The organism is Paenibacillus sp. sgz302114, from assembly GCF_056120345.1.
Window position 1 is genome coordinate 204,588 of record NZ_JBVYOI010000001.1, and the last position, 13,207, is coordinate 217,794.

The window sequence follows — 13,207 nt, forward strand, 5'->3', positions numbered from 1 at the left end:
TGAAAACGCTTTATTTCCTTTATCATGGGTACATACAGCAAGGAGGTAGTACGAATGAAAGCGGTAACAGCGGAAGCGGGAAAGATAGAACGACCTGCAAAGAAGAAGACTTCGCGGTTCTTTAGCACGATGCTACAGCAGCGGTACTTGTACTTAATGAGCATACCTTTTATCGCATGGGTGTTCGTGTTCAGTTACTTGCCGCTATGGGGCTGGACGATGGCCTTCCAGAAGTTTAAGCCAGCCAAATCGTTCTTCGAGCAAGATTGGGTAGGGTTTGATTATTTCAAAGAATTGTTCCATGATGATTCGTTCTTCCAAGCGCTGCGCAACACGCTTGCGATGAGCGTAATGGGATTGATCGCCGGCTTCACGATTCCGATCATCCTCGCCATTCTTCTTAACGAAGTCAGGCAGCAAATGTTCAAGCGCGTTGTTCAAACGATCTCTTACCTGCCACACTTTGTATCTTGGGTTGTAGCAGCAGGCATCATTTCAAAGATGCTGTCCACCGATAACGGCGTCGTGAACGAGGTGCTCGTCGGATTACATCTGATACACGAACCGATTCAGTTCATGGCGAAGGGTAATCTGTTCTGGTCGATCGTAACGGCATCCGATGTTTGGAAGGAAACCGGCTGGAACACGATCATCTATCTAGCAGCAATCGCAGGCATCGGCCCTGAATTGTACGAGGCGGCCCGCGTCGACGGTGCAAGCCGGCTGCAGCAGGTATGGCACATTACTTTGCCGGGTATCCGCTCCACCATTATCATTCTCATCATTATCTCGATCGGCCACTTGATCAGCATCGGCTTCGAGAAGCAGTTCCTGCTTGGCAACAATCTCGTACGGGATTACTCACAGACTCTTGACTTGTATGCGCTTAACTACGGTTTAGGCATGGGACGATATTCCTTCGGTACGGCGATCAACATATTCAACTCCGTTGTCAGTGTCATCTTGCTCTTCACCGCTAACGGCATATTCAAGAAAATTACGAAAGAAAGCATCATATAGGAGGCGACAAGGTGGCTACGAAGAGACTAACAAGCGGCACGCCTTGGTCGGACCGCGTCTTTGATATCGTTGTGTACGTAACCATTGCGATAGTAACAATCGTTACACTCTATCCGTTCCTGAACGTGCTCGCGATCTCTCTGAACGATTCGACGGATAGTGTAAAAGGCGGCATCACGATCTTCCCAAGACAGTTCACATTGAAAAATTACGATACGATCTTCGCTTTCTCCGGCCTGCTCCAAGGGCTCAAAATATCTGTTCTGCGTACAGTCATTGGTACTGTGCTTGGATTAATCAGCTCCTCGATGCTTGCTTTTACACTAAGCAGAGTGGACTTCCAAGGACGCAAATTCGTCTCGACCTTCCTGGCTCTGACGATGTATGTATCCGGTGGCTTGATTCCGTTCTACATTCTGATCAAGGATCTGCATATGATGGGCACGTTTGCCGTCTATGTTCTTCCAGGCCTTGTCAGCGCGTTCAACGTGTTCATCATCCGCTCTTTCATTGACGGTATCCCGTATGCACTGCAAGAATCAGCCAAGCTCGATGGCGCCAACGATTTCACGATTTACTGGCGTGTCATTCTGCCGCTTACGAAGCCGGCGCTTGCGACGATCGCACTCTTCCTGGCGGTCGGGCAGTGGAACTCCTGGTTCGATACGTTCCTCTATAATGCATCGAATGATAACCTGACGACGCTGCAATATGAGCTGATGAAGGTCATCCAGAGCACGCAGACGAACGTCGATAACTTCCGCGGTCGCAACATGGTCGAGGTAATGGCGTCGATTTCGCCTGAATCGGTTAAGATGGCGGTTACGATTATCGTTACGGTTCCGATTCTCATGGTGTACCCGTTCCTGCAGCGTTACTTCGTCAAAGGGATGACGCTTGGTGCAGTAAAGAGTTAGTGAGCAAGTGAGCAAGAGCTTCAACTATTCTCGGTGTTCGCAGGGCAACCTGTTTATACAATATTCATTCATACATAATTAGGAGGGTTTGCAACATGCAAAGAAAGAAAACAACCGCTTCGGTTCTGATGTCGGTAACACTGCTTGCAGGTCTGCTCGCAGGATGCGGCAGCAACAACAACGATACTTCGAACAGTGAAGCAAACAAAGGCAACAATTCGACAACTGCGAATTCGGGCGATACAAATGCAACGAATGATGCGAATGCAAACAAGGACGCAGCAGCTGCGGAAGATACTTCTCCGATCTCGTTCTCGTTCTTTGCGGAAGACCCGAATCCGAACTGGAATAACATGCAAGACGATGTAAGTAAAGAACTGACGAAGAAGACCGGCGTTACGCTGGACGCAGAATTCGCAGTAGGCGACCCTGCCCAGAAGGTAGCTCTCATGGCAACAAGCGGCGAGTATCCGGACCTGATTTCCGCGAAAGGCGATATCGGCAAGCTTGTTGATGCAGGCGCAGTTATCGACTTGACTGACCTGATTAACAAATATGCACCGAATATTAAGCGCGTGCTTGGCGACAACCTTGCTCGCGGTAAATATACGAATGCGGATCAATCCATCTATGCCATCCCAACTTGGGCAGCAGTAAACGAGCAGCGCTTCGTAGCAGGCGGCGGCTTCGAGCTTCAACACCGTGTCGTGAAGGAAGCAGGTTACCCTGAAGTTCGTACGGTTGAAGATTACGAGAAAGTAATCAAATCGTACCTCGAGAAGCACCCAACGGATGAGAACGGCAACAAAAACATCGGCGTATCGTTGAACGCAGACGACTGGCATATGTACATCTCCGTTACGAACCCTGCGGTATCGACAACAGGCGGCTCCGATGACGGCGAATATTTCGTGAATCAAGACACGAACGAAGCCATCTACCACTTCCGTCGTCCGGAAGAGAAAGAATACTTCCGTTGGTTGAACCATATGAACGATATCGGCCTTCTTGACAAAGAAAGCTTCGTTCAAAAGTATGACCAATACAAATCGAAAGTCGCAACAGGCCGCGTGCTTGGTCTGATCGACCAAGACTGGGATTACAACGATGCACAGCAAGCTCTGAAAACAGCAGGCAAGTTCGATCAAACTTACGGTCACTACCCAGTAACAATGTCCAAAGACATCAAACAAGCCGATTTCTGGCCAACAGGCTTCATGGGCGGCTATGGTATCTCCATCTCCAGCACATGTAAAGATCCGGTTCGCGCGATCAAGTTCTTGGATTACCTTGCTTCCGATGAGTTCCAAGTTCTCAACAACTGGGGTATTGAAGGCAAGCACTACAAGATCGAGAACGGCAAGCGCGTAGTACCTAAAGAAGTTCAAGACCGCATCAACAATGATAACACTGCATTCACGAAAGAATCCGGTATCGGCTTCTACTGGAACATGATGGTTCACTACGGCGACGGCGCGAAGGATGAGTCCGGCAACTACTACACGAAGAACTTCCCTGAGCAGCTCGTAAACGGCTACAGCGATGTAGAGAAAGAAACTTTGGCGGCTTACAAAGCGACAACGTGGAAAGATCTGTTCCCGAAAGAAGATGAGTTCAAAATCAAGGCATACGGCGCAGCATGGAACATCCAAATTCCAGGCGAAGACGAAGTATCTATCCTTGGCACGAAGATGAAAGACATCACATGGAAACGCATCCCGCAAGCGATTTTGGCGAAACCAGCTGACTTCGATAAAATTTGGGATGAGTACATGGCTGAGCTTGATAAAGCAGGCGTGAAGAAAATGGAAGCAGGATACACGAAGTACGTTCAAGATCGTGTAGCACTCTGGACTTCGAAATAATAGAAAAAAGCGGTGCAGAGAAATCTGCATCGCTTTTTTTTTGTTTGGTTATCGCCGCCGCTTCAAGTCTGATAATTAGCTTATCTCATATGATCATCCATCCTTAGCTGTAATCTCGTCATTAATCTTGCTTGCTCCGGTACTCCCGAGGTGTCACGCCCGTATGCTTGCGGAACATCCTGTTGAAGAAGCTGATGTCGCCGAAGCCGACTTCCAGCGCGATTTCGAGCACCTTCTTATCGGTCGTCTGCAACAGATTCGCGGCGTGGCGGACTTGAACCGTATGCTTATAATCGACGAGGCTGAGGCCAGTCGCTTCTTTGAATTTGGCGGTGAACGAGGAGACACTCATACCGCATAGCTGACTGAGCTGCTGAAGCGTGAACGGCTGATAATAGTGAAGCTCCACATAGTTGACGATCGATTCCATCCATGCTTGATCACTGATGGCGGTAGGTTTTTGCGATTTGCGATTCTCCTGATGATAGCGGCTCAGCCAGACAAGGCACTCAATCCAGCGAGTCTTAATCATAAGCTGATAGCCTTCGCGCTGCTGTCGGAATTCATCTTCAATCGTCTGCAGATGGGACTGGATTTGCAGTCTCTGCGCAGGATGGAGCGGATGGTACGGGATGAATGATTGGCTTTTGCGCAGAAAAGGAACGAGATAAAAGAAGCCCACGAAGGACGGCATCTGCTGCAGCACTTCCATCTCCTGCTGAAGGAAAGAGGCATCGAAGAGCACGTTGTACACAATCGTCTCCTTGTCCGGCGAGCAGGTGTAGCTGTGATATACATTCGGCTCCACGACGAAGACATCTCCGGCAGCGAGCTGATACGTATGACCGGACATCTCATGGATGGCGCTCCCTTCGACGACGAACACAAGCTCGACGAACTCATGGGTGTGCGTTGGGATATGCTCCCCTCTTGCAATCGTATACCGATGGATATGGAATGGAAAATCATCCTGCTGAAAAAACATTTCCCCTCTATAAACGGTCATTCACTCAGCATCCTTTATCTATTTTCACATGACAGCCGTTTGCACTCTATTTGATGTTGATTATACGCAGTTCTGCGCTATAATGAAACGCAAACAACGATAAAGGAGCGTCACATGAAGATGGAGCAACAGCAACAGCCACAAGCACGACCGGAAGTTAAAGCTTATTTGGACCGAATTGGCTACTCAGGACCAATCGATGGAAGCGCAGCTGTGCTAGCGAGGCTGCAATATTGCCATCTCCATGCGGTTCCCTATGAGAACTTGGATATTTTGAGAAGTATCCCGTTGTCGCTGAACATCACTAGCCTTTATGACAAAATCGTCACGCGTCAAAGAGGCGGCTACTGCTTCGAGCTGAATGCGCTGTTCGGCTGGCTGCTGCGCGAGCTAGGCTATGATGTTACCGATCTGGTCGCGAGGTTCTGGCGTGATTCCACGGATTCGCCGCCGAAGCGCCGCCATCAGGTGCTGAAGGTTATCGTGGATGGCCAGCCGTATCTGTGCGATGTCGGGGTGGGCGGAATTGTGCCGAGAGAGCCGATTGAGATGACTGCTTATAAGGAGCAAACGCAGGGAGAAGAGATCTACCGGCTGGAGCCGGATGCGGAGTTTGGTTGGTTTCTAACCGAGCTGAAGCGAGACGAGTGGCACCGGATCTATTCGTTTACGGAGGAACCGCAGCTTGCGGGAGATTATGAGTTTGCGACTTTTTGGTGTGAGAACGCGCCGGATTCGATCTTTAGACAGACTCCGATTCTAGCGATCCGGACAAGCGAAGGGCGCGTAACGGTGTTCGGCAACGAGGTGCGTATTTTCAAAGACTCAGAAGTAGAAGTGCTTACGCCGGGGAACGATGCGGAGTTCGACGCAGCGCTGCTGAAGTATTTTGGCATCCAGCGTTAGGCTTTCACTTTCTTCATAGAGAGCAGCAGCTTCAAGCTGATGAGAGCAAGCGCGGCAATCGCACCGTACAGGATGAACGCGGAGCCGTAATGGTGGACGTAGTGCTTAACGGTAAGCCACTGTTCTCCGAGCATGTAGCCGACATAGATGAAGACCGTGCTCCAGATAAACGCTCCCGCGTAGGCATACAGCATGAACGTGCGCAGCTTTAGCCGCGACATCCCTGCCATGTAGGCAGTCAAATGACGGAGCCCTGGAACGAAGAAGCCTGCGAATAGCAGCAAATTGCCGTATTTGTTCATCCAGCCTTGCGCGCGTTCGATCTTGGCGGGGGACATGTGCAGCTTCGGGCCATACTTGAGCAGGAAGGGCAGGCCGAAACGGATGCCGATGCCGTAGCTTGCCGTAATGCCGAATGCAGCTCCAAGAAAAGCGCAGAGCATGACCCATATCATATGCAATGTTCCATTGTTTACGAGAAATCCGGAATAGGTGAGCAATGCTTCATCCGGGACAGGAATTCCAACGATTCCAAGGGCAAGCGCGAGCATAAGTCCTACATAACCATAGCGAAAAATGAGCAGCTCCAAGAGGTGTTCCAATCGAATTCCTACTTTCGTTGAGACGTGATTGTTATATGAAAATGTAGTTGTTTTATATTTCTTCCCACATCAATATGGACTATACTAGGGACGAATCCAATTTCTGAAAAAGGTGGCAATCACATTGACTCGTAAATTGCGTTGGGGCGTTATCGGCTGTGCCAGTATCGCCGTGAATTCCGTTATTCCAGGTACGAAACTTTCTGAAACGGGCGAAGTGAAAGCGATTGCAAGCAGAGATCTTGCAAAAGCTGAAGAAACTGCTGCGAAGCTTGGCATTCCAAAAGCATACGGCAGCTACGAAGAGATATTGGCTGATTCGGAGATCGATGCGATCTATATCCCGCTCCCGAATCACTTACATATGGAATGGTCCATTCGCGCAATGGAAGCTGGCAAGCATGTGCTATGCGAGAAGCCAATCGCGATGAATGCGCAGCAAGCACAGCGTATGGCGGATGCTGCTAAGAAGAATGGCGTGCATCTGGCAGAAGCGTTCATGTATCGCCAACACCCGCGCTATAAGGCGATCGCTGAGATCATCGCATCTGGCGAGATCGGCGAGCTGCGTGGCCTTCATGGCACATTCACGTTCAACAATGCCGGCGATTCGAAGAATGTACGTTACCGCAGAGACTGGGGCGGCGGCTCGATCTATGATGTAGGTTGTTACCCGCTCAGCGCTGCAAGACTCATTCTTGGTTCGGAGCCAGAAGCGGCAACCGTCCATGCGCTGCTCTCGCCTGAGCACGACAACGTCGATATGATGGCGTCAGGCATTGTTGAATTCCCGAACAAGGTCGCACTGACATTCGACTGCGGCATGTGGGCGGCATTCCGGAATTCGCTCGAAATTCTTGGCACAGAAGGACGTATTGAAGTGCCGGAAGCGTTCGTCGGCAACTTCGATTTCATCGTTCATTCGAAGGGCGGCAAGCGCGTGGTCGAGCAGCCTGTCTTCAATCAATATGCGCTCCAAGCCGATACGTTCGCGAGAATCGTATGGGGCGAGCAAGAGGCGGACTTTGCCGGTGACGATGCAGTTGCCAATATGAAGGTTATTGACGCTTGTCTCGAGTCTGCTTATTCGCGTAAGCGTGTAAGCATCTAGTCGAACTAATCTATCTTATACGAGAATATAGAATAGGAGCAACTTATAATGAAACAGATTCAATTGCCAGGCGTGAAGCAAGGGATTTCTCAACTGATCATGGGCTCGGATTATTTCAGCCCAGCTATTATTGAGACTGTAAGCGAGGTCTTGGATAATTATGTAGCAATCGGCGGCAACACGATCGATAGCGCTTATATCTATAGTGGCGGCGAGAGCGAGAAGGCGCTCGGCATTTGGATGGAGCAGCGCCAAAACCGCGAACAGATTAACGTCTGGACAAAAGGAGGCCATCCGAACCAGAATGGCCCGCAAGTGAATAAGAACGCGATTTATAATGAACTTATGACGAGTCTGGAGCGTCTGCGCACGGATTATATTGATCTGTACGCGCTGCACCGCGACGATACGAACGTGCCGGTTGGCGAGATCGTGGACATCTTGAACGAGCATATCGAAGCAGGACGTATCCGCACATTCGGCGGCTCGAACTGGACGACAGCTCGTCTGCAGGAAGCGAATGAATATGCGGCGAAGAACGGTCTGCGCGGCTTCGAATTCAGCAGCCCGAACCTGAGCCTTGCCAAAGCGAAAGAACCATACTGGGCGGATTGCATCAGCGTTGACGATGAAATTCTAGCTTGGCATGAGCAATCGAACCTGCCGCTGCTGTCGTGGTCATCCCAAGCGCGCGGTTTCTTTACTGGCCGCTTCACGCCAGAAGATCGGACAGATGCAGATTTGGTCCGCGTGTTCTATAATGACGATAACTGGGAACGTTATCACCGTGCTGAGAAGCTGGGTAAAGAAAAGGGCGTATCGACCATTCAAATCGCGCTTGCTTACGTTCTGAACCAGTCGTTCCCGACAGGGGCGATCATCGGTGCACGTAACGAAGCGGAGATGAAATCGTGCCTGGAAGCAACAAATCTTGAGTTGTCTGTGGAGGAAATCAAATGGCTGGATCTGCGCAGCAACTAGTCGAGCTATGGCCTGAAGGCGCGCCGCTTGCAGCAGGAGTGACGGATGAAGATCGCCCTGCGCTGACGCCATACTTGGTGGGAGGCGATGGCAGCGGTAGTAGTGGCGCTGTCATCGTCTGCCCGGGCGGCGGCTACGGCATGCGTGCTGATCATGAAGGAGAGCCGATTGCGCTGTGGTTGAACAGCATCGGCATCTCCGCCTTCGTGCTGCGCTACCGCGTCGCGCCGTACCAATACCCGGCAGCGCTGCTGGATGTGCAGCGGGCGATCCGCTATGTGCGCCTGCATGCGGCTGAATGGGGCATCGCCGAGAACAAGATCGGCGTGCTCGGCTTCTCCGCAGGCGGCCATCTTGTGTCGACGGCAGGGACGCACTATGATGCCGGGAAGCCGGAGGCGGTTGATCCGATCGAGCGCATGTCGTGCCGACCGGATCAGCTTATCCTCTGCTACCCGGTCATTACGCTGCAATCGCCGTATACGCATGAAGGCTCGCGGATCAATCTGCTAGGCGAGCAGCCGGACCCGGCGATGATCGTGCAGCTGAGCGGAGAGCTTCAAGTGACGACGGACACGCCGCCGACCTTCCTCTGGCACACGTCGGATGACGGAGCCGTGCCGGTGGAGAATAGCCTGAACTTTGCGCTGGCGCTGCGCCGCGCAGGTGTTCCATTCGACCTGCATGTGTATGAGCAAGGTCAGCATGGCCTCGGACTTGCCGAGAGCGATCCGCATGTTGCGAACTGGACGACGGTTTGTGGGCTATGGCTGAAGCGGTACCAGTATTAATTGCTTGGCGTTACAGTATCCGTGACGTAGCAAAAGGAGAGTAAAACTAACGATGAGCGATAATCAAGCGTTTCAAGGCACGTATCAAGGCGAGCCTGCCGTATGGCTGAAGTTCGGCCGCTACGAAGCAGCGATGCTGCCGGAGGTTGGCGGCAACTTGATCGCATTCCGCGATACATCGAAGGGCTGGCAGCTGCTGCATGAGCCGACGATGGACGAGATGGAATCGTTCAAGGCGCGTCCATTCATTCATGGCATTCCGGTGCTCATTCCACCGAATCGGTTCGAGGACGGCAAGTTCCCATGGAACGGCCGCACGTACCAGTTCCCGGTCAACGAGCCAGCTACGGGCAACCATCTGCATGGCTTTGTACATAGCGAGACGTGGACGGTGGATGATTTCGGCACGACGGCAACCGAAAGCTATGTTGTTGTTTCGCTGAAAGTGGACGAGCAAAGTGCAGTATACACGTATTTGCCGCATAAATTCACGGTTAAACTGCGCTATGCGATCAGTGAAGACGGCTTGCATCAGCATGTGCTGGTCCGCAATGACGGCGATGATGTGATGCCATGCCTATTCGCGTTCCATACGTCCGTGAACGCACCGTTCGTACCGGGCAGCTCGGCGAAGGATTACCGGCTGAAGCTGACGATAGGCGACCGCTGGGAAATGAGTGAGCGTATGCTGCCAACGGGCGAGTATCAGTCGCTGACGGCAAACGAAGAGTTGATGAAGGGCGAAGGCGTCTATCCGTTCTTCGAGTCACTCGACAACCACTATACGGCAGTCGCTCAGAACGGCCGCAACCGGATGGAGCTGACCGATACGCAGCATGGTGCAACGCTTGTGTATGATGTTGGAACATCGTACAAGCAGTGGATGATCTGGAACAACGGCGCGACAGAAGGCTTCTTCTGCCCAGAGCCGCAAGTGAACCTGGTCAATGCGCCATTCAGTGATCTGCCAGCAGATCAGATCGGCTTATTCAGCTTGGCACCAGGCGAGATTTGGGAAGAGACAGGTCGCCTGTACGTGAAATAATTCGATTCCATAAGAGAAGCCCGCATGATGCGGGCTCAAAGCGAGTGCCGAGAACACCAGTCCAACTGGCTTCTCGGCATTTTTTTGTTGGATTTACGAGTCTGAGAGATCCAATATGATCTCTCAGCACCACAGCCCAAGTAACATAGCGGTTTGAGAGAGCTGAGAGAGCGCAACGCGCACTCTCAGCATCAGAATCGGCCGATTAGCGCCAAGTAGCAGCTGAGAGATCAGTTACGATCTCTCAGTGGCGGGAATGCGCAAAAAAGGAGCTGAGAGATCAAATACCATCTCTCAGCAGCAGCGAGTACACATTCGCACTATACGAACGTCCGCCCTGCACCATATAGTCGCGCAGCACGCCTTCATGTTGGAAGCCAAGCTTCTTCATCAGAGTGTTCGAGGCTTCATTCTCTGGGAAGACGACCGCGCCAATGCGGGCGAGTTCAAGTGTGTCGAAGCCGTACGATACCACGCAGCGGATCGCTTCGGATGCATAGCCGCTCCGCCAATGCTCAGGGTGAATCTCATAGCCGATCTCGGCTCTGCGATGGGGGAGCACGAGTGCATTGAACCCGATGGTACAGATTAAACCCGGTTCATCCCTGCGTTCTATGCCCCATCTTATCCCGCGTTTTTTCTCATAGTTCGTCGCGAATAAACCAATCAGCTTCACAGCTTGTTCGATCGATTCGAACGGCTCTTGGCCGTAATATCGAGCTACTTCTCGATTCGAGAAACATGCGAATACACTCTCCATATCAGCTTCTGTAATTTCTCTCAGTCGTAATCGCTCTGTTTCAAGTATCGGAAACATATGCTTCTCCACCTCCAATTTTAGTACAACAGCTGCTGCCCCTTGCGAATCTCCGTCGGTGCCTGGCTGCGCATTTTTTTGAATACACGACCGAAGTATGTCATGTTGGAGAACCCAACGAGCTCGGCTATCTCAGTGACCGGGTAGTTCGTATCGAGCAGCAGCCGCTCGGCTTCCTGCACGCGCAGCAGGTGGATATATTCGATAAGCGTCTTGCCGGTGACCTGCTTGAATACTTTGCAGAAATGCGCTTTGCTGAGGTTCACCATGCGAGCCGCCTCATCGACGCTGATCGGTTCCTGAAACCGATCGCGCAGCGTATGGAGCAATTGCGTGAAGTCATACGTTCTCTGCTTGGGAATGCGAGACATAGCCAGAGCTTGATCCGCGCTCCGCTCGGCATAACGGAAGTAGAGGCCGAAGATACGCAGCAGCTCTGCCTTCACCAGCAGCTCATAGCCAGGCATTTTGCTTTGAAATTCGGCGACGAGCCGAGTGAAGGAGGCGTTCATTTCTTCGATGAATGGATCGGCTTCCAGCATCCAGCTCGGCCACTTCAGCTGCTGCTGCAAGTATGGCACAAAATAATGATGCTCCGTAATATCGAGCCCGCTGCCCCGAACGAGCGCTTCATTGAAGACGATGGAGATCATCTCTGTTCCCTGCTCCACTGCGACGGCGCTGTGCAGCTGCTTCGTATTGACGAAGGCAAGCTCTCCTTTCTGCAATAGCTGGAACGATGCATCAATTTGCACGCGTGCACGGCCTTCCTTCACATAGATCCATTCGATATGATCATGCCAATGCAGATGAATGCTGGAGACGAGAAATACATTGATCGGAAACGTACGATCAGGCATTCGCGTGTTTTCTTTCAACGGACTGACGGTCATCGGTACTCAGGCTCCTCTGCGCATCCATACGATTTTATTGGAAATGGTGAGTATTTCGGTCGTGGTACCGCTTTATTTTACCAAACTATCAGAAGATTGTACGAATAGTTCGCAATTTCGTTTCTAGTCTAGCAGCATGACTTTCTGTACGATTAAGTTAGTTTGCAATTTGCATATACAGGGAGAGAATTAACGATGGCGAAGCATCGAATCGTAGTTGCCGGCTGCGGCGGAATGTCGAATACGTGGATTGACTATGCAATGCAACGAGAAAATGCTGAAATTGTGGGCTTGGTCGATATTTTTGAGGAAAGTGCGAAGACGATGGCAGCGAAAAAAGGGCTTGATGTGCCGACGTTCACCGATCTGGCTACAGCTCTCGAAGCGACTGGCGCGAATCTTGTCTTCGATGTAACGATTCCAGCGAGCCATAAGCAGATCGCAATAACAGCGATGCGCGCTGGCTGTAATGTGTTCGGCGAGAAGCCGATGGCGGAGTCGTATGAGGATGCGAAGGAAATTGTGGTTATCAGCAATGAAACCGGCAAGCGCTACTCGGTGATGCAGAATCGCCGTTATCTGCCGCAAATCCGCTCCTTCCGCGATTTGCTTCGCGCAGATACGATTGGCACCGTCGGCTCCATTCATGCGGACTTCTTCCTAGGTGCGCATTTTGGCGGCTTCCGTGACGCGATGGATAACCCTCTTATTATCGACATGGCGATCCATACGTTTGATCAGGCGCGGTTCATCATTGACGCGGATCCGGTGTCCGTCTACTGTCATGAGTTCAACCCTCCGGGTTCATGGTACAAAGGCAATGCTTCGGCCATCTGTATCTTCGAGATGAGCGACGGCTCGGTATTCAGCTATCGAGGCTCTTGGTGCGCCGATGGCTTCAACACCTCATGGGAAGCAGATTGGCGCGTAACCGGCAGCAAGGGCGGCGCTCGTTGGGACGGAGCGGGGATGCCGCATTGCGAATATGTCGATACATCGAAGCCGGAGAGTTTCATTCGTGAAATGATCAGCGTTGAAGGCAAGCAAGTGTGGAACGGGCAGCAAGGCCACTTCGGCTGCTTCGATGAGATGTTTGCGGCACTTGAGGAAGGACGCCCAGCAGAGACGGATTGCCTCGATAATATTAAAAGTGTAGCGATGGTGTTCGGTGCCGTGGAGAGCGCACGCACGGGCAAGAAAGTCATGCTGTAACGAACCATACGGTAAAGTCAAAAGTCATTGTTTATAAAACA

At 51.5% G+C, this 13,207-nt stretch carries 13 protein-coding genes; 9 read left to right on the forward strand and 4 right to left on the reverse strand.

Going from position 1 to position 13,207, the window contains the following annotated elements; all coding sequences use genetic code 11:
• The first annotated feature begins 54 nt into the window (after positions 1-54).
• The 3 genes from AC0LWF_RS00900 to AC0LWF_RS00910 all read left to right on the forward strand — a co-directional run bounded on the left by AC0LWF_RS00900 (position 55) and on the right by AC0LWF_RS00910 (position 3,802).
• A complete protein-coding gene (locus tag AC0LWF_RS00900; protein ID WP_474649698.1) occupies positions 55-1,020 on the forward strand; it encodes an ABC transporter permease in 966 nt (321 codons plus the stop codon).
• Positions 1,021-1,031: 11 nt separating this feature from the next.
• A complete protein-coding gene (locus AC0LWF_RS00905) occupies positions 1,032-1,937 on the forward strand; it encodes a carbohydrate ABC transporter permease (RefSeq protein ID WP_474649699.1) in 906 nt (301 codons plus the stop codon).
• A 95-nt stretch (positions 1,938-2,032) separates the two neighbouring features.
• A complete protein-coding gene (locus AC0LWF_RS00910) occupies positions 2,033-3,802 on the forward strand; it encodes an ABC transporter substrate-binding protein (RefSeq protein WP_474649700.1) in 1,770 nt (589 codons plus the stop codon).
• 121 nt (positions 3,803-3,923) lie between these two features.
• Here the strand turns inward: AC0LWF_RS00910 and AC0LWF_RS00915 are convergent, their stop codons facing one another.
• Entirely contained in the window at positions 3,924-4,808 is an 885-nt protein-coding gene (locus AC0LWF_RS00915) for an AraC family transcriptional regulator (protein ID WP_474649701.1), read from the reverse strand.
• A 120-nt stretch (positions 4,809-4,928) separates the two neighbouring features.
• Between AC0LWF_RS00915 and AC0LWF_RS00920 the strand changes: the two genes are divergently transcribed.
• Entirely contained in the window at positions 4,929-5,714 is a 786-nt protein-coding gene (locus AC0LWF_RS00920) for an arylamine N-acetyltransferase family protein (RefSeq protein ID WP_474649702.1), read from the forward strand.
• Here the strand turns inward: AC0LWF_RS00920 and AC0LWF_RS00925 are convergent.
• On the reverse strand, positions 5,711-6,316 hold the full coding sequence (locus tag AC0LWF_RS00925; protein ID WP_474649703.1) for a DedA family protein: 606 nt from the start codon (positions 6,314-6,316) through the stop codon (positions 5,711-5,713). The genes AC0LWF_RS00920 and AC0LWF_RS00925 overlap by 4 nt on opposite strands.
• Before the next feature lie 124 nt (positions 6,317-6,440).
• On the opposite strand from AC0LWF_RS00925, the gene AC0LWF_RS00930 reads away from it, so the two are divergent.
• The 4 genes from AC0LWF_RS00930 to AC0LWF_RS00945 are packed head-to-tail and all read left to right on the forward strand — an operon-like array spanning position 6,441 to position 10,244.
• The gene (locus AC0LWF_RS00930; RefSeq protein WP_474649704.1) at positions 6,441-7,427 is read left to right on the forward strand and encodes a Gfo/Idh/MocA family protein; all 987 of its coding nucleotides are present in this window, start codon (positions 6,441-6,443) and stop codon (positions 7,425-7,427) included.
• A gap of 48 nt (positions 7,428-7,475) precedes the next feature.
• Positions 7,476-8,408 (forward strand): aldo/keto reductase, encoded by a 933-nt coding sequence (locus AC0LWF_RS00935; RefSeq protein WP_474649705.1) that lies wholly within the window; start codon positions 7,476-7,478, stop codon positions 8,406-8,408.
• Positions 8,384-9,199 (forward strand): alpha/beta hydrolase, encoded by an 816-nt coding sequence (locus AC0LWF_RS00940; protein WP_474649706.1) that lies wholly within the window; start codon positions 8,384-8,386, stop codon positions 9,197-9,199. Before AC0LWF_RS00935 ends, AC0LWF_RS00940 begins: the two co-directional genes overlap by 25 nt.
• Positions 9,200-9,251: 52 nt before the next feature.
• Positions 9,252-10,244 (forward strand): aldose 1-epimerase, encoded by a 993-nt coding sequence (locus AC0LWF_RS00945; RefSeq protein ID WP_474649707.1) that lies wholly within the window; start codon positions 9,252-9,254, stop codon positions 10,242-10,244.
• A gap of 280 nt (positions 10,245-10,524) precedes the next feature.
• On the opposite strand, the gene AC0LWF_RS00950 is transcribed toward AC0LWF_RS00945, so the two are convergent.
• Both AC0LWF_RS00950 and AC0LWF_RS00955 read right to left on the reverse strand, forming a co-directional pair.
• Positions 10,525-11,061 (reverse strand): GNAT family N-acetyltransferase, encoded by a 537-nt coding sequence (locus tag AC0LWF_RS00950; protein WP_474649708.1) that lies wholly within the window; start codon positions 11,059-11,061, stop codon positions 10,525-10,527.
• A gap of 20 nt (positions 11,062-11,081) precedes the next feature.
• A complete protein-coding gene (locus tag AC0LWF_RS00955) occupies positions 11,082-11,954 on the reverse strand; it encodes a helix-turn-helix domain-containing protein (RefSeq protein WP_474649709.1) in 873 nt (290 codons plus the stop codon).
• 195 nt (positions 11,955-12,149) lie between these two features.
• On the opposite strand from AC0LWF_RS00955, the gene AC0LWF_RS00960 reads away from it, so the two are divergent.
• Entirely contained in the window at positions 12,150-13,166 is a 1,017-nt protein-coding gene (locus AC0LWF_RS00960; RefSeq protein WP_474649710.1) for a Gfo/Idh/MocA family protein, read from the forward strand.
• Positions 13,167-13,207 lie beyond the last annotated feature (41 nt).

What these genes read in the sequence shown, in the direction of transcription:
- AC0LWF_RS00945 (WP_474649707.1), top strand. Translation starts at nt 9,252, where the DNA reads ATGAGCGATAATCAAGCGTTTCAAGGCACGTATCAAGGCGAGCCTGCC.
- AC0LWF_RS00940 (WP_474649706.1), top strand. Translation starts at nt 8,384, where the DNA reads ATGGCTGGATCTGCGCAGCAACTAGTCGAGCTATGGCCTGAAGGCGCG.
- AC0LWF_RS00950 (WP_474649708.1), bottom strand. Translation starts at nt 11,061, where the DNA reads ATGTTTCCGATACTTGAAACAGAGCGATTACGACTGAGAGAAATTACA.
- AC0LWF_RS00915 (WP_474649701.1), bottom strand. Translation starts at nt 4,808, where the DNA reads ATGACCGTTTATAGAGGGGAAATGTTTTTTCAGCAGGATGATTTTCCA.
- AC0LWF_RS00920 (WP_474649702.1), top strand. Translation starts at nt 4,929, where the DNA reads ATGGAGCAACAGCAACAGCCACAAGCACGACCGGAAGTTAAAGCTTAT.
- AC0LWF_RS00900 (WP_474649698.1), top strand. Translation starts at nt 55, where the DNA reads ATGAAAGCGGTAACAGCGGAAGCGGGAAAGATAGAACGACCTGCAAAG.
- AC0LWF_RS00960 (WP_474649710.1), top strand. Translation starts at nt 12,150, where the DNA reads ATGGCGAAGCATCGAATCGTAGTTGCCGGCTGCGGCGGAATGTCGAAT.
- AC0LWF_RS00935 (WP_474649705.1), top strand. Translation starts at nt 7,476, where the DNA reads ATGAAACAGATTCAATTGCCAGGCGTGAAGCAAGGGATTTCTCAACTG.
- AC0LWF_RS00955 (WP_474649709.1), bottom strand. Translation starts at nt 11,954, where the DNA reads ATGACCGTCAGTCCGTTGAAAGAAAACACGCGAATGCCTGATCGTACG.
- AC0LWF_RS00910 (WP_474649700.1), top strand. Translation starts at nt 2,033, where the DNA reads ATGCAAAGAAAGAAAACAACCGCTTCGGTTCTGATGTCGGTAACACTG.